Here is a 21,320-nt window from a genome sequence, read left to right as displayed (position 1 = left end):
AATTAAAACATACAACTATGAGCTTACAATATGAATCTAATATGACAAAGTATGCCAATGTCGTCTCGAAGTTATGGAAGAATTGGAGGAGTTCTAGTACTAATCAATTGGTTAATGAAGCATTGAAAGCAGTAAAGAGTTGTACCACGTTTATGCCTCCTATAGATTATCGAGCCTATTCCAAGGCCAATTTTGGAGATTTTGGCGTGCATTATCCCGGTTTATGGAGAATAGAAATAAACAGATACCATGCCCAATTTGATAATATAACTTTGGAGTATTTTATTGAGTGGGCCTTAACTCCTTATCATGAAAGTCGGCACGCAGAACAAACATATAGAATTGCTCAGGGAGTGTTGTCAAATGAAATTAAATTTCCAACAAAGGATCTGGCAAATAAGATTCAACTTGCTATGAAAGGAAGATCGCCAAAAGAAATAAGACAAGCTTATGAGACTGGCAATCCTTTCGAAGTAATTGATTCAGGATCAAGACAGGCTATTGTAAAAAGTTGGTTAAATATTCCTACAAAGGTTATCGTTCACGCTGATACTCACAGAAGTTATTTTAAAAATTTTATCTCATCTACACCTCCATTGTGGATGGATAAAAGAAGTGGAACCTTAAAGAATGCAGTAATAGACTGGATGAAAATATCATACGACAGATACTTAGGGGAGATCGATCGCAAAGCACAAGGATTTGTTGGAGAAAAAACAAAAACCAGGGGATTTGCTAGAATGTATATGTCTTTACCAGAAGAAAAAGATGCGTACGGAATAGAGAAACAAATTAAATTAAAGATATTGAATAATCTAGGAAAGTCATTTCCAGCAGATGAAAATGTCACACCACCATAAATGATCCAGGCATTTCTATTATCCAATCAAAACCGTGGGCCAGCCAACAACAATAGTACCGCCATGAGCCGTAGAATCGCCCATTCGTGCAGCGGGTCGTCCGCTAATTAGTACGGTTGCCGAGCCTTTCGCTATTGCATCGGGCGGGCCAACACAGATGCAGGTATCGCCAACTACGGCAGCAGGTAATCCTCCTATCAATACATTAGGAATTCCCGGTCCGGCAATTGGGCCACCAATATGTGGTATTGGCGATGGAAATGCCGGTGTTTGCATCGGGCACGTGTGCATATCTGTAAGTCGTGCTGCTGGTTGTCCCATAGTTAATTTATTTTTACAAGTGCTCCCTGAATGGTTGTTGTTGCTCCTTTTAATTCAGCCGAAACTCCTCCGGAAACAGAGGCACTAGTGCCGGCAGTAATGCCTGCGCTGGTAGCTGCATTAAGGGTGTAGGCTCCTCCGGAGGTAACTTGTGTTGCTCCTCCCGACATCGTAGTTAAACCTTCTCCTGCTGTAATATCAATTCCCGAGCCGGCGGTGATTGAGATCGATCCTGTTGTTTGAATAACAAGATCTTTGCTGCTATTCATTGAAATCCCTTTTGTTGAAAGTTCAAACTTATTTTTATTCTCGTCTTCAACAATTACTGATTTTTGCTGATCGCTTAAAATAATTTGCTTTTTATCGGGAGTTTGGATGGTCATTGTTCCCGATTCTTCGTTGAATTGAATGCTTAAGCCGTTAAATATTAGTCCTTTAATATTGTTAGCGCGTTGCGGGAAAACATCTCCGGGTTTTCCGTTACCATTGTAAACGCTGCCAATAACAAAAGGTCTTTCGGGGTTGTTTCCCTCGAAACCAACCAAAACCTCGTCGCCAATATCCGGTGTAAAATAAACGCCACGTCCAACGCCCGAATGCAGGTTAGTTACCCTAATCCACGGTCCTTGATCTCCACTTTTTTCCCACAAAAAACGAACCCGTATTCTTCCCAGTTTTTCAGGATCTCTGTTGTCGGTAACCATTGCAGTTTGTGGTTCGCAATTTACTTTGACCTCAGGATTTGTATAATCCGGTATTGTCGTTTTGGCCGATACACCTTGAAACTCGTTTTTGTATGAACCAAGATTGTCGCAATAATGCTTGAGCTCTGTAATAATATATTCTCCGTAATCCGTTTCGCCGGTTTTTAACACCTTTAGAGCCTTGATTTTAACTTTACCACCTAATTTTACCAAAGGATTTAGGCTGCTACCCTGAACAGTTGACATTCCGGCAGCCTGTGCACCTTCTTTTAACTCAGCCATCTCGGTGAGATGTCGGGCATAGTTATCTTTCGAAACATTAACGTTGTTGACAAATGATTGCGGTTGGAAAATCGCATGTTTTGCTGATTTGTCGAAAGCTAATGCTCCAATCTCATTTTGTTGAGTCCTTCCTTTTGATTTGGTGGCTTGGTTTTCGATTGTTTCGTTATTTATGTAATCAAAAAAACTGTATTTAAAATTAAGTGGTTTTAAATTGATCTTGAAATCAAAACTGGTTTGATCCAAGCCCAAAACCAGTTCGGTAGCCGCTGTTGAATTTAGTTGGCCAAAATGCAATTCAGTGCCATCGTAAAACATCCATTCTCCATAACGTGTTGCCAAACGACGGAGAAATTGGTAGCAACTTTCATTATACTGCACTGTATATTCAAAAGTGGTATTACTTCGAGGATTTACATTGCATTTTAGCAAATCGCGGGGATACGGACTTAATACCTCATTAACGATTTGATCCAGGTTCCTGAATACAAACGATCTGCAGCCAGGAATGTCTTCAAGCAAAAATTCAGGACTTGATCCTGAAAGTATAATGTTCTCGTTATCAAGATAGGATACTTTTAATCCCTGAACATCGGTTATCAATCCTTTAAAAACAATTCTGCCGGCTTCGCTGCCATCTCCTTTTTGACTGACATCGATATTTATCACGATTGCAGAGCCTATAAAACTCGTTGAATTATTGAGAATAAATCCGTCAACTTCTTCCAGAGCATCAAGCCGGGTTACCACCTTGAATTTGTTCATTCCGTATATGCTCTGGGTCAGTTCAAGCGAAGTGTAGTCTTCCAGCTCAACTCCTTCAATTTCTATTTTTACTCCTGATGCGAGAGCCATTTTTTACACTTTTAGCTGTTTATACATTTCTGAATCCGGTCCACGAATTCTCCATTTGTTCACCCGCAATTGTCATTTTTTGCGCGGAGATCGTAATCCTGATATTAACGCTGGTAACTTCTTTAAATACTTCTTTGTAGTAGATGAGGTAAGCGTTTTCGAATTCGATGGTTTTAATCGATTTGCCTTCGGGTAAACCAATAAAAATAATTTTCCCGTTTTTTACTACGTTATGAAACATCCAGTGCAAAAGTTCACCATCGTTTTCGATATCCAGTAAAATATTGATTTTTCCGCCCTTCATTCTGCCGCAAATTTGCCCGGTTGTGGTGTCGACATCCTGTGCAAATTCAAAATCACTTTCAATCACACGAATTCCCTTTTGCTCTTTGCGGTGTCCTGAAATATGTAAACGGGCTGATAATGACATAACACTTTTTATTTAAAGGGTTTATATAAAATCAGAAAGCAGAATGGTGCGGTTTTACGAACTCCATTCGTTTATGATTTCACCATTGCCCATTGTAATTATTTGGGCTACCAATGTTATTGAAGTAACCATTGCCCCTGATCCTCCTGAGTGGTCGAAGGTTTCGCTAAACGACGAAATAAAAGCATTGTTGAAACTTAATTCTCTCATCGTTGCTTCTTCGTTGCGTTTAATGTAGGTTATTGTTCCTTCCTTTAGCATTTCGCCTACACAAATGTGCTCAAAGAACAAATTGTTGGCATTCGATTCCATCGATATACTAATTTCTCCTCCTACGGTGGATGAGGTAGGTCTTCCCATTTCGTCAACGGCACGGTACACATTATAACTGGAACTTAATACTCTAAATTCCTGGCCGGTTGTTTTAAATATTGCTTTAAATGACATAGTTTTTCAGATTTAAATTGTTTGAAAAAAGGTTATCAACCGGCTAATCATCCAACCATTCGTTGGAGTGTAGTGCATTTCCCATCTGTATTTCTTTGGCCGAAAGCGAAAGTGTAATCATTCCGTTTCCCGATTCGCCAAACGATTCGCTAAAATCAGTTACAAAGGCTTCTTTAAATTCAAACTCTTTCAATTTGCCTTCTTCTTCACTTTTCATCATGGTAATTTTACCATTCTTGCGCATAAAGCTGTCGCACATCCATTCCAGAAACTCGTTCTGTGCTGTTGACTCGAGCGAAATATGAATTTCTCCTCCCTGAACCTCTGAAGCGGGTTGACCTGTGTGATCGGTTAGCTGACGGAGGCTGTAGCTAAAGCTTTGTAAAGGATGGCTTTTTCCATCCACTTCGATTGAAATATTCGACTTTGCTAACATAACTTGGTTGTTTAATGATTAGTAAAAACTGTTTAAAAGGTTAATTCTGTTCATAATCCGAATCCCATTCAGTGCCATCGTCGCCTTTCTGACCATCCATTTTTATCATGAAATTTTTGGCAGGGAAATAGGGTGTCATATGAATATCAAGATAGATGCGGTCTTTCTGTACCGGATCCTGTTCAAAGCGTTTCACAGAAAAATTTTCGATGAGTTTTCCGGGACCGGTTATGCTGTCGAGGAATTTTACGATCTGCGAAAGTATCTCTTTTCGTGTTTTAACGTTGAAGTTTTCAAATGCACGACGGTTAAGGAAATCCATCATAACTTTGGTTACGTAGTCGAAAACCCGAACAACGGAATAAGTTTGTAAACCGAGGTTGTCGCCATTAAACAATGTTTTTGCCGAGAAGGCCATAACTTTTCCGTACTCGTTCACCATCGGAACCAAACCCAGTTTTTCGAGGTTGGCAATTTCACTTTTTTTCAGGTCGAAAGCTACACCGTCAACTTCGTTCAAACCTCCGTGTTTTTTACCAGCAGCCACCTGCGACATCAAAGTATTGTAAATGGTTCCGGCCAGTGCTCCCGATGGCGGAACAAACAATTCTTCATCTTCGCCCACTTCATCAAACTTGTCGCGGCCAACCAGCCAGTTACAGGCCATCATTACGTTTGACCGGTACATATCGCCACCGGTTAAATTGGCCATCTCAAACAGATCCATTACGTCGTCAGGATTGTCGAGGTGTTCAAAGTCGGTTACCAACATTACTTTATTTTCGTGTGCAATTTTTGCCCACTTTTCGACCACCTTGTTTGATCCCAGGTAACCAGGAACAACCAAAATTCCGTAATTGTCGCGTAAGTCCAGTCGGTCGTAACTGTTAACCAATTCTGCCTGAACAGCGTCGATAAAACGTGTATCATCCAGATCTTTCAGCTGCTCAAGATCGGCATTCATTACCGAAAGATTCTTTAGTTTGGTGCTTTCTGTATTTTTAAAGAACAAGGCTACCGAACGGTACGAACGTTCCAGCTCTTTTGTAGCTTCAATGACTTTGGCCATATTTGTTTTGTAGGTTTTTTCGGCCACCTCAATATTTTTCTCACTTGCCTCAACCATGTCCGAAATACTACTTGACGATTCCAGCACCGCAGCCCATAACTGAAGTGTTTTTTTCAGTTCTTCGCGTTCGTTTTTGTAAGCACTTTCCGAAAGGAAAATTCGTTTACGGGCTTTCCGCTCAGGATTCATGTTTTCAACGCCTTTAAAAGCCATTTCCAACAAGTCGAAACCTCCGCTGCCAGCGAGTTTGTCGAGACCGGTTTTAAGCTGTTCTGCCGGATTTTCAATTCCCTTTACATTCTCGGCAACTTTCTCTTTATATTGAGCAATATTTTGTGCGCTTTCTAATTCTGCCATAATTCTAATTTTTAAGTGTTAATAATTATCAGTCAGTAATTACTTTGCTTCCTCCAGTTCTTTTATCAAAGCATACATTACACCCAGTAAGTCGGCTTTTGTATCCGGATTTTCGAGTGTTTTTCGCAATAGTTTGTTGCTTTTTAGCTGCTTAATAATTTTCTGGTATTGCTCTTTTTCAATATTCAGATCTTTCAGAAACTCGCTTTGGGTAGTAATTCCTTTTATCCCAAAATCAGACAATCCCCTGAATGAAAGAGTTTCTTCCTTGCCAACTCCTTCGCTATCCTCAAAATCAACTTCCACCTCCGGTTTGTAGTGCTCGAATACATCGTCGATGGTTTGAAGCCCTTCAACAATGTTTGGCTTAATTGGTGCATCACCTGTGAGTTTTTCACATAATAAAGTCCGGTTTTGCGGTATCTCGGCAAATGCTTCGCTGGCATCGCCTTTTACTTCTGTTCCGCCTATTCCATACTCTTGCATAATCGATTATTTTAAGTTATTAATTGTATTAGCGTTAATCTGTTGATTCCCAAATCAGTTCTTCATTTTCGCCTAGTTTCAGGTTAAGTTTCGATCCGCTGGCAATTTCACCGGCTATGATCTTACGAGATAATGGCCGACGAAGTTTGTTTCGAATAACTCCAAGTAAAGGTCGCGCACCAAATTTTGGGGTGAAACCCGATTTGGCCAGTGTTTCTTTCGCTTGCTGCTCAATGGTCAATTCAATGCCTTGTGCCGTTAGCGATTTATAAAGGTTCTTTAAATGAATGTCGAAGATTTTTACCACATTCTCTTCGCTGATAGGAGCAAAGGGGATGATTTCGGTTAAACGACCCAGAAATTCAGGACGGAAATAGTTTTCCATTATTTCGGCCAGTTTATCCGAAGGTGGAATATTGCCCTTGTTGAATTCGTCGACGATATACGAACTGCCAATATTGGACGTGAAAAGGATAACGGCATTCGAAAAATCACCTTCCTTTCCAAGGCGGTCGTGAAGTTTGCCTTCGTCGAGAATTTGGAGGAAAATATCGAATACCGAAGTATGCGCTTTTTCTATCTCATCGAAAAGTACAATGGCATATGGTTTTTGCCTGATTTTATTTACCAGTAAACCGCCTTCTTCGTAACCAACATATCCGGGAGGGGCTCCATATAACAATGCTGCAGAGTGTTCTTCTTTAAATTCCGACATGTCGAAACGTATGAGGGAAGTTTCGTCGTTAAACAGAAATTCAGCCAGCGTTTTTGCCAGTTCGGTTTTACCGGTTCCGGTTGGCCCGAGAAAGAAAAACGATCCGATGGGTTGTCCGGGTTTGCTCAGTCCTGAGCGCGATTCACGTATAGCTTCCGCAATACTTTTTATGCCATGATCTTGACCGACGACACGCTTTTTCAGGTGCGATTCAATATTTAGTAAACGTTCTTTTTCCTGGGTTTGAACTTTCCCGATTGGTACGCCCGTTTTATGGGCAACCACGGCAGCCAGGTCCGATTTATCGAGTGAGTCGTTGGTTTCTTTCGAGAGTTTCGAAAGTTTATCGAGTGTGTCGTTTATAATGACTTTCATTTCGTCGGCAGTGCCGGCTTTTTCGGCATCCTGCTCATCGGTTAATTTTATCAGCATTACCGGGCTCAATCGTTCTTTAAGTTGCGAATTGAACCACAGAATTTCTTTTTTCAACTCATCATCCAACAGGTTGTTTTTATTTTCTGTTAGATCTGCCAGCTCTTGTTTTAATGTTTCTATTTCAGTGGTGCCCGTATCGTGCATCATTTTTACCACTGCCATCGAGCGGTCGATCAGGTCGATGGCTGCATCGGGTAAACAACGTTCTTTCAGGTACCGTTTTGACAGAAGAATGGCTTCTTCAAGATTCTCTTTGCTAACCTTAATTTTATGATGTTCTTCGTAAACAGGAATTACCTTTTCAAGCATCCGAACACAAGTGGTTGTTTCGGGTTCTTCAATTTTTAGTATTTCGAATTTACGTTTAAAAGCTTCGTCACTTTCTATCGATTTAGTATAGTTGTCAATTGATGTTGTGCCGATAACGGTAAGATTACCTTTGTCGAGCTCGGGTTTTAACAGGTTGGCTGCTCCCGACGCTCCGGCATGACTATCGAGCAGAAGATGAATTTCGTCAACGAAAAGTATAGCTTTTTCAAACAGTTCAATTTCTTTTATGATATTTTTAATGCGGTCTTCAACTTCACCTTTGTAAGATGCGCCGGCAATGAGTGAACCAAAATCGAGTTCGAATATTTTTATGTTCTTCAGGTTCTCAGGAACTTTCTCAGCAACTATATTTTGGGCAAATCCATGCACCAAAGCTGTTTTCCCAACACCCGGATCGCCAATGATAATAACATTGGGTTTAGAACGCCGGCCAAGTATCTCCGACATCATTCTTATTTCCTTATCCCTGCCAATAACAGGATCGAGTTTTCCTAACTGAGCATCTGCAGTTAAATCAGTGCAATATTTAAGTAGTGCGGTTTGTTTTAGCTGTGTTTGTTTGCCCGCTTCGGATTTGTTTTCTTCTGTTCCGATAATATTATCAAGTGTGGCATTTTCGATTACCCGATCAAGCAACTCCTGTTCCTTCAGGTCGAAAGTTTTGAGTTGTTCGTAAGTAAACCCAACACCCGGAATAGTTAGTGCAATCAAAACACACATCGGGGTGATGGTATCTTCTGAAAGTTTTAGCCGCACATTATCAGCTTCGTTAAAAACTGCTTTTACATCGATGTCGGCAGTTGGTTGGTCGGCAACTTTGCTGGCTTTTGGATAGGTTTCAATACGCATCTCGGCCCATTCTTCCATGTAGTAAAAGTCTTTACCCATGGCTTCCAACACCGGAATTAGACCAATTTCTTTATGCAAAAGTGCTTTTAGGAGATGTGCAGGAGAGAATTCTGCATTCATAAATTCTTTGGCAATAGCCTGGGCAATGCTGAGCGCCTGTTTTAGTTTGTCGGAAAGTACAAAGTCCATGGTAATGTATTTAAAAGTTTACCATTACACTCTGGTTTCGGATGTACTTAATTGGATCGCTGTGCTTTAATTCGTCAGACAGAAACCTTCATTAGGGATTTCGGGTTCTATCAGAATTGTTTACAGAGAACTTCTGTTTAAGAAGTAGGGTAGCGTACGAATTGAATACAATTTACGGCATTATTGTTTTAATATCAAGTAATTAGTTACTTAAATTTAGAACAATGTTTAATTAATTATTTAGTTGGCTTTTGAAAAGGACGGACTGCGGGGAACATACTACTTATAGAAACTGAAATGTTTGAGAAGGGAAGGATAGGAGGTCTAAAATTACCACCGGCGATATCTTCCGGTGGTAATTTATTATTCTTACTTCATCCAATTTTTTACGGCCTCAATATTCATCTCGTTAACAATATTTTTGGCTTCGGATGTGTATAAAAACTCGAGCTCTTTATCAAAGTAAGCAGTTACTTTATCACGAACCATTTTCATGGTTGCATTCAGCATTTTGTTATCGGTAGTGAATGCTTCGGGTAAAACGGCCACTGTTGCAGGCAGCCAGCGTTCGGGGAATTCTCCCTCGTATTTACCGCCTTTTTTGTATTCGTTTATCTCTTTCTGGATAATTTCGATGGCAGCTTTTGCTGCTTCATCGCTACCTTTTTCAATTCCGCGGTGTTTCAACTCACGGTTAATAGCTTCCATATCAGGAACAACCATTCCGGTTGTATACGGATTTTGATTGTTATACAGCATTACCTGCTGAATATACGGCGACTGGTCAACCAGTGCTTCCTCGATTCCTTCAGGACTGTATTTCTCGCCATCGTTACCAATTAACAGACTTTTAAAACGACCTAAAACATAAAGAAAGTCGTTTTTCCCCATGTAGCCCATATCTCCGGTGTGGAGCCAGCCGCCTTTCAAGCTTTCGGCAGAGGCAGTCGGATTGTTCCAGTAACCTTTCATTACGTTGTCGCCTTTAATCACAATCTCTCCTTTTTGGCCGGTAGGCATTTCATTACCATCGTCGTCGAGAATCTTAATCTCAAGGTTTTTAACCAATTTGCCGGAAGAACCAAAAACAACATCGTGTGGCACATTCGATGAAATTACCGGGGCCGCTTCTGTAAGTCCGTAGCCCTGACAAATAGGCAAACCAACGGCATAAAAGAAACGCTGAAGTTCAACATCGAGAAGTGCACCGCCACCAACAAAAAACTGCAGGTTGCCGCCAAATCCTTCACGAACTTTGGCAAATAATACCTGATCGAACAACCAGTAAAGCGGCTTCAAAAAGAATCGCCAGCCTTTTCCGCGGTTGTTGCCATAACCGTTGTGTGCATAGGCAACTTTTAATGCAAACTGAAAAACTTTATACAGGAACTCGCCTTTTTTGCGGATACCGGCCTCAATATTTTTTCTAAATGTTTTAGAATAGGCAGGCACGCTCATCATTAGCGAAGGTTTTATTTCCTTTATATTTTTAGGAATATTTCGTAAGGTTTCCATTGGGGAGTTGCCAATTTCAACCGATGCAATACTGGCACCTTTATACATAAAAACATACAAACAAGTGGTATGCGCAAATGCGTGATCCCAAGGCAAAATAGCCAGTGTTATCCATTCCGACTGTAAATCGAGCAGTGAATTCGATTGTACAACATTGGCTGCATAGTTCAGGTGAGTCAGCATAATTCCTTTCGGGTCGGCTGTTGTTCCCGATGTGTAGGAAATATTAGCCACATCGTCGGGTTGAATGTCTTTCCAAACCTGTTCGGTTTGTTCGGCATTTTCTTTTCTGTATTTTGCCCCGGCAGCTAATAATTCTTTGTAATCAACATCGTTCTCTCCCGGATTTTCTTTGCCATCGATGTACACCACCTTTTCCAGCTCGGGCAGTTCTTCGCGAATTGCTTCCACTTTTTCGGCATGCAGTTTCGATACAAAAATGTATTTACTGCCGCTGTGTTTTATGCGGAAAGCAAGTTCGTTGTTTTGTAAGCGGATTGATAGCGGAACATTTATTCCACCGGCGTAAAGCATTCCAAGTTCACTAATGATCCAATCGTTGCGGCCATCGGCGATTAATGCAGCTCTGTCGCCTTTTTTAAAACCAAGTTGAATTAAACCGGCAGCCAGGTCAAGTACTTTTTCGCGGGTCTGCTTGTAGGTTGTTGGCTGATATTCTCCTTTTGTTTTTTCCCAGAGGTACGGATTGTCGGGGTAGTTGGCAACGGCCGTTTCAAATAACGCAACAATAGTTTTCATAAGTTTATAATTACATTTTTACTCTAATTCGGTTTTTATTTCTTCCCGTAAACAGTCAAAAGTAAAAAAAATCCTGAAAGTAGATTTGTAAAATAGGGGCATAAAAAAATGCCCTTTCGGGCATTTCCTTTTATTCGGTAATAAATTTGTAGATCGTTTTCTGATCGTAAAGCTCGCCTGGCTTTAAAATCGTTGTTGGGAATTGTGCCTGATGAACAGAGTCGGGGTAGTGCTGAGTTTCTAAAGCAACACCCGAATAACTTCCAAACTTTTTCTTTCCGTCGATATTAAATTCCGGAATCCAGTAGCCGGTATAAACCTGCATGCCCGGTTGAGTGGTGTACACTTCTACTTTTCGTCCGCTTTTTGCCTCGCTCAAAGTTCCGGCCATAATTAAGTAACCATCTTCGTTTCCAAAAACAAAATTATCGTCGTAGCCCGTTTCCAATCCTTCAGCACCAATCTTTTTTGGAGTAGTAAAATCAAATGCAGTTCCAACAACCGGTTTGATTTTACCTGTCGGAATTTGCTCAACCATTTCGGTCATTTTAGTAGCGTTCAACTCCAGTTCATGATTAAGAATATTCTCTTTTTGACCGGTGAGATTAAAGTAGCTGTGGTTGGTTAAGTTTACCACCGTTGTTTTATCTGTTTCGGCATAATACTGAATTGCCAAATCGTTGTTCGCATTTAAGGTGTAAATGCAGGTAACTTTCAGGTTGCCCGGATAGTTCTCTTCTCCGTCGGCACTCATGTAGGTAAGTTTTAGCCCAACTTTCTCCGCTGATTCGATAATTTCAGCATCGAATAATTTTTTATCAAATCCTTCCAAACCACCGTGCAGATGATTGGGGCCGTTGTTTACAGCCATTTCATAGGTTTCTCCTTCAATTTCGAGATGCCCCTTGGCAATACGGTTTCCAAACCGTCCAATAATTGCACCGAAATAAGGGCAATTTCCTAAGTAATCGTCGCTGAGGTACGTTTCCAGATTTTCAAATCCGCAAACAATATTATCTATTGAGCCGTTTTTATTGGGCATATCAATTGCCGTAATAATGGCACCGTAATTCGTAATTTTTACGCTAATCTCTTCGTTAGCAAGGGTAAAAAGAAGGGCTTCGCGGCCGTCTTTTAGTTGTCCAAAAGGTTTTGCAGTTATTTTCACTTGTATTTATTCTTTACTATTTTGTACTCAAAGTTAAATTAAGGAGTGAGTAATTGTATTATAAACAATCAAAAAAAATAACAATTTATGGTTTTGTAACATTTATCATTTAGTTACTTGCCCTATTAAACTTTTAATCGTTTTCAACTCAATTAGTCCCCATTGTAAATCAAGAGCGTAAAAATGCAAAAAAACAAAAGTTTAACTGGTTGGTACTGGTGGTGTTTTAAAACATCATTTTATAATAAAAATTATTACTTTTGAATAAACTAAACCATATGGCCAGAAAAAAAGTTATATCACTCAATCCTAAATCAGCAGTTCCAAAATACCGCCAAATAATTGATTCTGTTTATTCTGCAATAGAACGAAGATCACTTAAGAAGGGAGATAAAGTCCCGTCGATAAACCAGGTGTGTGCCGAATATAACCTGAGTAGGGACACGGTGATGTACGCATTTAACGAATTAAAATCGAAAGGAATTCTGAAAAGTCAACCCGGTAAAGGTTATTATATTGCCAGCACCGAAATTCAGCTGGAAGAACGTGTTTTTGTACTTTTTGATGAACTGAACGCTTTTAAAGAGGACCTATATAATTCGTTGATAAATTCGCTAAAAGGAAAGGCCACAGTTGAGGTTTATTTTCATCATTTTAATTACAAAGTATTTAAAAATCTTATTACCGAGAGCATCGGAAACTATACGTCGTATTTAATTATGCCTGCAACATTTGATAATACCAGTCATTTATTATCGAAACTACCGCAGGATAAAGTTTATATTATCGACCGCTTAAAACCTGATTTGGAACAATACCCGGTGGTTTACCAGGATTTTTACCAGGATTTTTACGATGCACTGGTTGAAGGAAAAGAGTTTATAAAGAAATACCGAAAACTGGTTTTTGTAAATCCGGGAGGAAAGGAGCCGGTTGAGCGATCGAAAGGATTTGAACGTTTTTGTACAGAAAATAAGTTTAAGTACGAAATTGTAAAATCACTTTCAGGGGTTAAGCCGTCGTTGTGGGAGGCTTATTTTCTGATCTCCGACCGCGACCTGGTTGAAATGGTGAAAATTGCAAAGTACTGTAAGTTTAAACTGGGTAAAAAGTTTGGCGTTGTTTCTTTTAATGATACCATGCTAAAAGAAGTAGTAGCCGGAGGAATTACTACCATCTCTACCGACTTTAAAGAGATGGGTAAAACGCTGTCTAATATGGTTTTAAAACGAGAAAAAGAACAAATTCGGAATAAAGCGCATATGATTTTTAGAAATAGTTTATAAATGTTAAATCTGTTGTGCAACATCATTTAGTGATGCACGCAGCTGGCATTAAAAACTATATTTGTACCCACCAGTACCTACCAGTTAGGAAACTAAAAAATATAGATTAAATCAATAAAATATTATGACAAAGATTAACACACTAGTTGAGAAGATTAACGGGGGAGACAATCCGTTATTTAAAGAATTGTATGGTAGCGATGCCGCCGAATTAAAAGTTCAGGCTGATCGTTATGCCGACCTAATGGGAGAGTTTGAAAAAACTTACGGAAACGACGACGTTGCACTTTTTAGTTCGCCGGGAAGAACCGAGATTGGCGGAAACCATACCGACCATAACTACGGTCGTGTGTTGGCCGGTGCGGTAAACCTCGACAATATTGCAGTAGCCTCAAAAAACGGTACAAACACTGTTCGAATTAAATCGGCAGGTTATCCTGAGTTCCAGGTTGAGCTTAGCGATTTCCAACCCGACGAAGCTGAGTTTTATACTTCAACTTCATTGGTGAAAGGTATTGCTGCCAAAATGAAAGAAAACGGATACGAAATTGGTGGTTTTGATGCGTGTATCGAAGGTCGTGTTCCAAAAGGTTCAGGATTGAGTTCATCGGCATCGTTCGAAGTATTGATTGGCGCTATTTTTAGCGAATTGTTCAACGACGGCAAAATGGATGCAGTTGAAAACGCTATCATCGGTCAGTGGAGCGAAAACAACTACTTCGGAAAACCATGTGGTTTAATGGATCAAACAGCTTGTTCGGTAGGTGGTTTGATTACCATCGATTTTAAAGATCCTGCCAATCCGGTTGTAAAAGAAGTTGATTTTGATTTTGTTTCTACCGGATTCTCATTGGTAATTACTGATGTTGGTGGTGGTCACGACGATCCTGCGTCTCAGGCTGAATATGCATCGCTTCCAACCGAAATGAAATCGGTTGCTGCCGAATTGGGTGCAAATGTTCTTCGCGAAGTTACTTTGGAACAGATCGTGGATAAAATCCCAGAAATTCGTGAGAAAACCGGCGATCGCGCTATTCTTCGTGCCTACCACTTCCAGGGCGATAATGCACGTGTTGTAAAGCAGGTTGAAGCATTGGAAAACAACGATTTTAAAGCTTTCCTCGAAATGGTTGTTGAGTCGGGTTACAGCTCGTACATGTACAATCAGAATATTTTTGATGTAGTTCATAAAGACGAACAGGTTGTTTCGCTGGGACTGGCACTGAGTGAAATGGTGCTAAAAGGTAGCGGAGCTTGGCGCGTACATGGCGGAGGTTTTGGAGGTACTATCCAGGCTTTTGTTCCACAAAATAAACTCGATGAGTATGTAAAAGTACTTGAGCATGTTTACGGAGAAGGATCTTGTCATAAGTTATTTATCCGTTCAAACGGATCGATAAAACTTGACTTATAAGCCGATTTATTTCGATATACAACGGCGAACATACGAGAAAAGATAGTTGTAAAAAATGCATCTAATTTCTTCTCAATTTCAAACGATATTTTAACTTTGAGGCCGAATATCATACTTATCCCGATATTTCATCGGGATAAGTTGGTTTTTCGACCTAAATTATAACTGACATAATCAATCGATGAGTTTTAATATAGAAGACCATCCCCACAAAAGATATAACCCATTAACAGGCGACTGGATTCTGGTATCGCCTCACAGGGCTAAACGACCATGGCAGGGACAGGTTGAAAAACCGGTTGTTCAAGAACGACCAAAATACGATCCGGGTTGTTACCTGTGTGCAGGAAACGAGCGGGCCGGAGGAAAAGTGAATCCCGATTACAAAGGAACCTTTGTATTTACCAATGATTTTAGTGCTTTGTTAACAGATACACCGGAAGGTGGTATTGATGAAGGCGAATTATTTCAGGCACAAAGCGAAAGCGGTATTTGTAAAGTAATTTGTTTTAGCGAAGATCACAGTCTAACGATTCCAGAAATGGAAGTTGCCGATATCCGGAATGTTGTTGATCTGTGGTGCGAGCAATATACCGAGCTTGGTAATAATCCTGAAATCAATTACGTGCAGATATTTGAGAACAAAGGCGCAATTATGGGCTGCTCAAATCCACATCCACACGGACAGATTTGGTCGTCGAAAGGAATTCCTACCGAACCGGCAAAAGAGAGCAAAACGCAAAAGGCATATTTCGAAAAGCATGGTAAAACCATGTTATTGGATTACGTTAATGCTGAATTGGAAAAGAAAGAGCGTTTGCTCGATCAGAACGATTCGTTTGTTGCATTAATTCCTTTCTGGGCAGTGTGGCCTTTTGAGGCAATGATCATCAGCAAACGTCCTGTTCAAAATATTCTGGAACTAACAGATAAAGAACGTACTGATCTGGCAGATATTTACAAAAAGCTAACGGTAATGTACGATAACCTGTTTGAAACATCGTTTGCATATTCGGCAGGTTTGCATCAGTCGCCAACCGATGGCGAAGATCATCCGGAGTGGCATTTACACATGCATTTTTATCCACCATTATTACGCTCTGCAAGCGTTAAAAAGTTTATGGTAGGTTACGAAATGCTGGGAACTCCACAACGCGACATCACGGCTGAAGGAGCTGCCAAAAGGCTTCGCGAGTTGCCAAAAATCCATTTTAAAAACAATTAATTATTAATAAACTTAAATCAATAAAATTATTATGGAAGCTAAAAATCAAAATTACACAGTACCTATTATTATGATGATCCTGCTGTTTGGTATGATTGCATTCGTTACCAACCTGGCAGCTCCAATGGGTGTTGTGCTTAAATCGCAGTTCGGTGCAAGTAATTTCCAGGGAATGATGGGTAATGCCGCAAACTTTATTGCTTATGCAGTAATGGGAATTCCCGGAGGTCTGTTACTTCAGCGAATTGGATATAAAAAGACTGCATTAATTGCTATTGCGGTTGGTTTTGTTGGCGTTGGAATTCAATATTTATCAGGTCATGCAAGCGAAGGTTCTGCATTCACTGTTTACCTGATTGGTGCATTTGTTGCAGGTTTCTCAATGACTTTGTTAAACACTGTTGTAAACCCTATGCTTAACACCCTTGGTGGTGAAGGTAATAAAGGTAACCAGTTGATTCAGGTTGGAGGTTCTTTCAACTCTGTAATGGCTACTTTTACTCCTGCATTTGTAGGTATCTTAATCGGATCGCAAGTTGCTAATGCACGTATTACCGACATTTTCCCTGTAATGTACATTGCATTGGGTATCTTCGCGTTGGCTTTCTTTGTACTTATGGCGGTTAATATTCCAGAACCTCACGTTAGTGCTGCAGCAGAACCAATGAAAAACCTGATGTCAGGTGCTTTGAAATTCCGTCACTTCATTTTCGGTGCTATCGGTATTTTTGTATACGTAGGTGTTGAAGTTGGTGTACCTGGAACTTTGATTTTCTGGTTGACTGACCCGGCTGCATCTATCGGAATCGATGCAGGTACTGCAGGTTCGGTAGCAGGAACTTATTGGTTGCTTATGCTTGTTGGCCGTTTGGTTGGAGCTTCAATTGGTAGTAAAGTATCGAGTAAAGCGATGTTAACAGTTGCTTCATTTGTTGGTATGATCTTCGTTCTTTTGGCGATTATTTTACCAACATCATCAGTAGTAAGTATGCCAGTATTCCAGGCGCAAGGTAGTTCATTGTCATTTGTATTCGCACAAGTTCCAATTAACGCAATGTTCCTTGTTCTGCTAGGATTGTGTACTTCTATTATGTGGGGTGGTATCTTTAACCTTGCTGTTGAAGGTTTAGGTAAATATGTTGCTGCTGCTTCAGGTATCTTTATGACTCTTGTAGTAGGTGGTGGATTACTTCCATTGATCCAAAATGCTGTTGCCGACGGTATCGGATTCCAGCCTTCGTTCTGGGTTCCTTTCTTAGGTTTGGCTTACCTGTTCTTCTACGCAGTAATTGGTAGTAAAGTAACAAAACGTGCAGAAAGCGTTGAGCTTTAATAGAAATTAGAACCTCACGTGTTGAGGATTTAAATATCAATTCGGGATTATCCCGCTAAGCCATCCGTCAGCTGACGGGTGGCTTTTTTTATTTCATCTAGAAAAGAGAAGCTGAGTTATGCGTTGCATGCATAATTTTTTAATTTAGCACTACTTAATCACTACTATGTACGACATTATTGGAGATGTTCATGGTTATGCTACCCTGCTAAAAAAGCTTCTGCTTGAAATGGGCTACACTAAAACAAATGGCAGTTTTTCGCATCCAACGCGCAAAGCTGTATTTGTTGGCGATTTTATAAACCGTGGTCCTGAAATCAGGAAGACTATCCGCATCATTAGGAATATGGTTGAAAGCGGGCATGCCTATGCCATATTGGGTAATCACGAGCTAAATGCCATTATCTACCATATAAAGGACAAACAAGGCCGGTCAATTATATCGAAGCCGAGCAGGTACTTTCTGTCGCTTTTTAAAACCATTAACCAGTATTCGGCCGGATCGCTTGAATTGCGCGAACAGCTAAAATGGTTACGCACCTTGCCGCTTTATCTCGATTTGGGTGGTATTCGCATCGTTCATGCCTGCTGGTCGGAAGAAGCAATTCAGACAGCAGATACTTTGTATGAAGATGGAAAAATAAAAAAGAAGGTTTTCAGGAAATTAACAAGGAAGTCGGGAGCAAGTATTGCAAATTGTTTATGGATACTTACAAAAGGCGTAAACTTAAAAATGCCGTCGGATTTGAGGGTGATGAACAACAAAGGAGTTGCGCCACGATCGATCAGAATAAGATGGTGGGACGACCTGAAAGGAATGACTTTCCAGAATGCGTCGTTTGAAAGCAAGTTTTCGATGCCATCGTATACCATTCCCGAAGAAATTGTGCCCCGAACATTTCCATATCCCGAAGATGCGCCGATTGTATTTTTCGGACACTATTGCCGCGGAGCCGGTCCGCACATTATAAAACCCAATGTTTGCTGTGTTGATTCATGTGTTACGGGTACAAAATCTCTTTTGGCTTACAGGTGGAGTGGCGAAAAGGAGCTAAATATGAATCATTTAGTGAGAGTTTAAAAAATATTGCATCCGTATGTGTCTGTTTATCAGTGTAGTAAGTTATTTTTTAAAAAAATATTTTTTTGTATTGCAGGTAAAAAAAGAAAGTATATATTTGCATCACCTTTGCAACGGGTACTAAGCCCGAAAAAAAGGTAAAAGTTCTAAAAAAACGGTGGCGTAGTTCAGTTGGTTAGAATGCCGGCCTGTCACGCCGGAGGTCGCGAGTTCGAGTCTCGTCGTCACCGCTTATTTTTTTTGACAAAAAAGTTTAGAACATCAATTTATTGGTGGCGTAGTTCAGTTGGTTAGAATGCCGGCCTGTCACGCCGGAGGTCGCGAGTTCGAGTCTCGTCGTCACCGCTTATTTTTTTTGACAAAAAAGTTTAGAACATCAATTTATTGGTGGCGTAGTTCAGTTGGTTAGAATGCCGGCCTGTCACGCCGGAGGTCGCGAGTTCGAGTCTCGTCGTCACCGCAAAAGCAGCTCAAAAGGCTGCTTTTTTGTTTTGCAATCATTGCGTCCTACAAAGAAATGAATCACTTGTCGAATTCGGTGGTTTACATTCTAGATTTTATATTATAAGAATGCTGCCGCAGGCCATCATTTTTGGCTTGATCCAAAAACGATGCAAAAAGATCAAGGCTGCTTTTGTTCTCTACTCTTCGTTTTCATAAAACCTAAGTTCGGACGGGTGATCTCCTCAATTCTTCGGAGCTTCCCGCTCTCACTAAGGTTTCATTTTAACTCCGGGCAAAGACCAAAAGAGGCCGAGCCTTTGATGTTAGTTTAGCTACATAGAAGCATGGCCTCGGCCGGTGAACCGGAAAACAAGTGGTGACGTCGTTAAAAAATTACTGATGTTTGAGGAGGTACGACGAGTTTCAGGAATTTTAGACGGTGCCGCGTAGCTTTTCCGAGTGAAGTGGGCGCAGCCTTGGGTTTTCTGTCTACTCTTTGGGCTGAGCCAAAGAGTAGAATCCGCCTGATAAGGCACAACTTTCTTTTTTAATGGTTGGTAGTATTAGACTAGATTGAAGCCTTTAAAAGTAGGACGTTTTCTTTCCTCCTGAAATTTAATATAATCCACATTGAATGAAACTCATTATCCACGGATTTAAGTAAATTTTTATATCTTTCACCTCATATTTATAAACCCAACTTTAAGTTAATTACCATGAAAAGAACCGCTTCGCTTTTTATTATTGCGCTCTTAATGCTTTGTTCAGCCAGTGTTATGGCTCAATATCCGTCTGTAACTTTCTTTGGAGGTGCAAATATGGCAACTACCGATATGAAATTTGGCTCGGTAGAAACCGATATTGAGGATTCTTTTGATCCTTTGTACGGAATGAATATTGGTGCGCTGTACGAATATGTTTTGAACAAAGACAAGTCGCAGGAAATTGCTGTTGAAGGAGGACTAATTTTTGAAACAAAAGGTTATCATCAGAAGTTGGAAGAGTCAAGTTACAGTCATAAAAATAAAACCACGCTCTATTTTGCCGATGTGCCGGTTTATCTGAAATATCTGTATCGTTTTCGCTCGCTGAATAAAATTTATGTTGGTGCAGGAGGTTTTGTTGGCGGAGGTTTGTTTGGTAACGAAGCGATTACTTTCCAATATGCGGGTGCCGAAAGTTCCAGTAATTCAGAAAGTGTTACATGGGGATCGGAAGGCGATTATAAAAGACTAGATTACGGCGTTTCGGCTAAATGCGGCTTTTTAATGGATTCGGGTTTTAATATCTGCGTATCGTACGACTATGGTTTTGCCGATATTGCCACTCTCGAAAGCCAGGAAGCCAAAACAAGAGTCTTACGCCTATCGTTGGGATACACCATGAAATTTGATGACTAATCCGTCAGCATTAAAAGATCGTTTATATTAAGAAATTGAAGTCGCGTGCAGAGAATATCCCGGTTTACAGCTTGCATAATTTTAGTTCGGAAGAACGGGCAAGCCAGCAATTTCAGGTAGAAATATTTGATGCCAACCGGCATTTTGCTGTAAAATATCCACACCGGCACGATTTTTTTGAAGTGTTGTATCTGCAAAAGGGTACCGGATCGCATGTTATCGACGGAAACAAATACGACATTGAGCCTCCCTGCGTATTTTTTATGTCGCCGGGGCAGGCTCACAAAATTGAGTTCTCGCAAGACATCGAAGGCTTCATTTTTATTTTTACCTCCGATTTCTACCTGCTGAATCAACGAAACCCTAACCGTTTAATCGAGTTCCCTTTCTTTTTCACAATTCGGCAAAATAATCCGCCGCTTCTTTTAACCGAAAAGAGTGACATCCTCTTTTTGGAAGGCCTTTTCAAAAAAGGAATTGAAGAAATAAAAAAGGAGAAAGGTTATTCGATTGATATTTTACGATCGGTTCTCGATTTGATCTTAACAAGTTGTGCAACGCTTTATCCCTACGATGAAAACCGTTGGAAAGGGAAAGGGCACATTGTTGTAAAAAAATTCTTTCAGTTGCTGGAGGAACATTTTCACGAAAACCTGTCGGTGGCTGAGTACGCCGATATCATGGCTTTAACACCAAATCACCTTACTCAAACAGTTAGCCAGCTAACCGGAAAAACTTCATCTCAGATTATTAAAGCAAAACAAATAATCGAAGTTAAACGTCTGTTGGTACACACGAATTTGAGTGTTTCCGAGATTGCAACAAAAATGAATTTCCCCGATCAAAGTTATTTTGCCAAATTTTTTAAACGCGAAGTTGGCATTTCTCCTCTGCAGTTTCGTTCTCAATCCCTCTAAGGATAATGAAAAT

General features: G+C 40.3%; 18 protein-coding genes and 3 tRNA genes. 11 read left to right on the top strand and 10 right to left on the bottom strand.

Annotated elements, in window-relative coordinates; all coding sequences use genetic code 11:
* Positions 1-17: 17 nt before the first annotated feature.
* Complete coding sequence (locus SLH46_RS13015) at positions 18-860, top strand: hypothetical protein (RefSeq protein ID WP_320281631.1); 843 nt, start codon at positions 18-20, stop codon at positions 858-860.
* 18 nt (positions 861-878) lie between these two features.
* On the opposite strand, the gene SLH46_RS13010 is transcribed toward SLH46_RS13015, so the two are convergent.
* The 10 genes from SLH46_RS13010 to SLH46_RS12965 form a co-directional block, all read right to left on the bottom strand.
* The gene (locus SLH46_RS13010; protein WP_320281630.1) at positions 879-1,181 is read right to left on the bottom strand and encodes a PAAR domain-containing protein; all 303 of its coding nucleotides are present in this window, start codon (positions 1,179-1,181) and stop codon (positions 879-881) included.
* A gap of 2 nt (positions 1,182-1,183) precedes the next feature.
* The gene (locus SLH46_RS13005; protein ID WP_320281629.1) at positions 1,184-3,022 is read right to left on the bottom strand and encodes a type VI secretion system Vgr family protein; all 1,839 of its coding nucleotides are present in this window, start codon (positions 3,020-3,022) and stop codon (positions 1,184-1,186) included.
* 19 nt (positions 3,023-3,041) lie between these two features.
* Positions 3,042-3,452 carry a type VI secretion system tube protein TssD gene (gene tssD, locus SLH46_RS13000; RefSeq protein ID WP_320281628.1) on the bottom strand — a complete coding sequence of 137 codons (411 nt, stop codon included), beginning with the start codon at positions 3,450-3,452 and terminating at the stop codon, positions 3,042-3,044.
* Positions 3,453-3,506: 54 nt separating this feature from the next.
* Positions 3,507-3,899 carry a type VI secretion system tube protein TssD gene (tssD, locus tag SLH46_RS12995; RefSeq protein ID WP_320281627.1) on the bottom strand — a complete coding sequence of 131 codons (393 nt, stop codon included), beginning with the start codon at positions 3,897-3,899 and terminating at the stop codon, positions 3,507-3,509.
* A gap of 43 nt (positions 3,900-3,942) precedes the next feature.
* On the bottom strand, positions 3,943-4,335 hold the full coding sequence (tssD, locus tag SLH46_RS12990) for a type VI secretion system tube protein TssD (RefSeq protein ID WP_320281626.1): 393 nt from the start codon (positions 4,333-4,335) through the stop codon (positions 3,943-3,945).
* A 40-nt stretch (positions 4,336-4,375) separates the two neighbouring features.
* Positions 4,376-5,761 carry a DUF5458 family protein gene (locus SLH46_RS12985; protein ID WP_320281625.1) on the bottom strand — a complete coding sequence of 462 codons (1,386 nt, stop codon included), beginning with the start codon at positions 5,759-5,761 and terminating at the stop codon, positions 4,376-4,378.
* A gap of 39 nt (positions 5,762-5,800) precedes the next feature.
* Positions 5,801-6,247: a hypothetical protein gene (locus SLH46_RS12980; protein WP_320281624.1), complete on the bottom strand. Its 447-nt coding sequence runs from the start codon at positions 6,245-6,247 to the stop codon at positions 5,801-5,803.
* Between the two features lie 34 nt (positions 6,248-6,281).
* Positions 6,282-8,765, bottom strand: coding sequence for an ATP-dependent Clp protease ATP-binding subunit (locus SLH46_RS12975; RefSeq protein ID WP_320281623.1), 2,484 nt, complete (start codon positions 8,763-8,765; stop codon positions 6,282-6,284).
* Between the two features lie 369 nt (positions 8,766-9,134).
* Positions 9,135-11,039 (bottom strand): AMP-dependent synthetase/ligase, encoded by a 1,905-nt coding sequence (locus SLH46_RS12970; protein ID WP_320281622.1) that lies wholly within the window; start codon positions 11,037-11,039, stop codon positions 9,135-9,137.
* Positions 11,040-11,169: 130 nt separating this feature from the next.
* Positions 11,170-12,207 carry an aldose epimerase family protein gene (locus tag SLH46_RS12965; RefSeq protein ID WP_320281621.1) on the bottom strand — a complete coding sequence of 346 codons (1,038 nt, stop codon included), beginning with the start codon at positions 12,205-12,207 and terminating at the stop codon, positions 11,170-11,172.
* A 278-nt stretch (positions 12,208-12,485) separates the two neighbouring features.
* Between SLH46_RS12965 and SLH46_RS12960 the strand changes: the two genes are divergently transcribed.
* From SLH46_RS12960 to SLH46_RS12915, 10 genes are all read left to right on the top strand, one after another.
* Positions 12,486-13,493 carry a GntR family transcriptional regulator gene (locus SLH46_RS12960; protein WP_320281620.1) on the top strand — a complete coding sequence of 336 codons (1,008 nt, stop codon included), beginning with the start codon at positions 12,486-12,488 and terminating at the stop codon, positions 13,491-13,493.
* A 124-nt stretch (positions 13,494-13,617) separates the two neighbouring features.
* Positions 13,618-14,907 (top strand): galactokinase, encoded by a 1,290-nt coding sequence (locus tag SLH46_RS12955; protein ID WP_320281619.1) that lies wholly within the window; start codon positions 13,618-13,620, stop codon positions 14,905-14,907.
* 181 nt (positions 14,908-15,088) lie between these two features.
* Positions 15,089-16,132 carry a UDP-glucose--hexose-1-phosphate uridylyltransferase gene (locus tag SLH46_RS12950; RefSeq protein ID WP_320281618.1) on the top strand — a complete coding sequence of 348 codons (1,044 nt, stop codon included), beginning with the start codon at positions 15,089-15,091 and terminating at the stop codon, positions 16,130-16,132.
* Positions 16,133-16,163: 31 nt separating this feature from the next.
* On the top strand, positions 16,164-17,465 hold the full coding sequence (locus SLH46_RS12945) for an MFS transporter (protein WP_320281617.1): 1,302 nt from the start codon (positions 16,164-16,166) through the stop codon (positions 17,463-17,465).
* Between the two features lie 166 nt (positions 17,466-17,631).
* Complete coding sequence (locus SLH46_RS12940; RefSeq protein WP_320281616.1) at positions 17,632-18,546, top strand: metallophosphoesterase; 915 nt, start codon at positions 17,632-17,634, stop codon at positions 18,544-18,546.
* A gap of 156 nt (positions 18,547-18,702) precedes the next feature.
* Positions 18,703-18,776 (top strand) — tRNA-Asp (locus SLH46_RS12935).
* A gap of 41 nt (positions 18,777-18,817) precedes the next feature.
* Positions 18,818-18,891, top strand: a tRNA-Asp gene (locus SLH46_RS12930).
* 41 nt (positions 18,892-18,932) lie between these two features.
* A tRNA-Asp gene (locus SLH46_RS12925) sits at positions 18,933-19,006 on the top strand.
* A 700-nt stretch (positions 19,007-19,706) separates the two neighbouring features.
* The gene (locus tag SLH46_RS12920) at positions 19,707-20,390 is read left to right on the top strand and encodes an outer membrane beta-barrel protein (protein WP_320281615.1); all 684 of its coding nucleotides are present in this window, start codon (positions 19,707-19,709) and stop codon (positions 20,388-20,390) included.
* A gap of 35 nt (positions 20,391-20,425) precedes the next feature.
* Positions 20,426-21,307: an AraC family transcriptional regulator gene (locus tag SLH46_RS12915; RefSeq protein WP_320281614.1), complete on the top strand. Its 882-nt coding sequence runs from the start codon at positions 20,426-20,428 to the stop codon at positions 21,305-21,307.
* Positions 21,308-21,320: the final 13 nt, after the last annotated feature.

Source organism: Draconibacterium sp. IB214405 (genome assembly GCF_033963885.1).
Lineage (GTDB): Bacteria > Bacteroidota > Bacteroidia > Bacteroidales > Prolixibacteraceae > Draconibacterium.
This window is presented reverse-complemented; position numbering and strand designations above follow the sequence as displayed.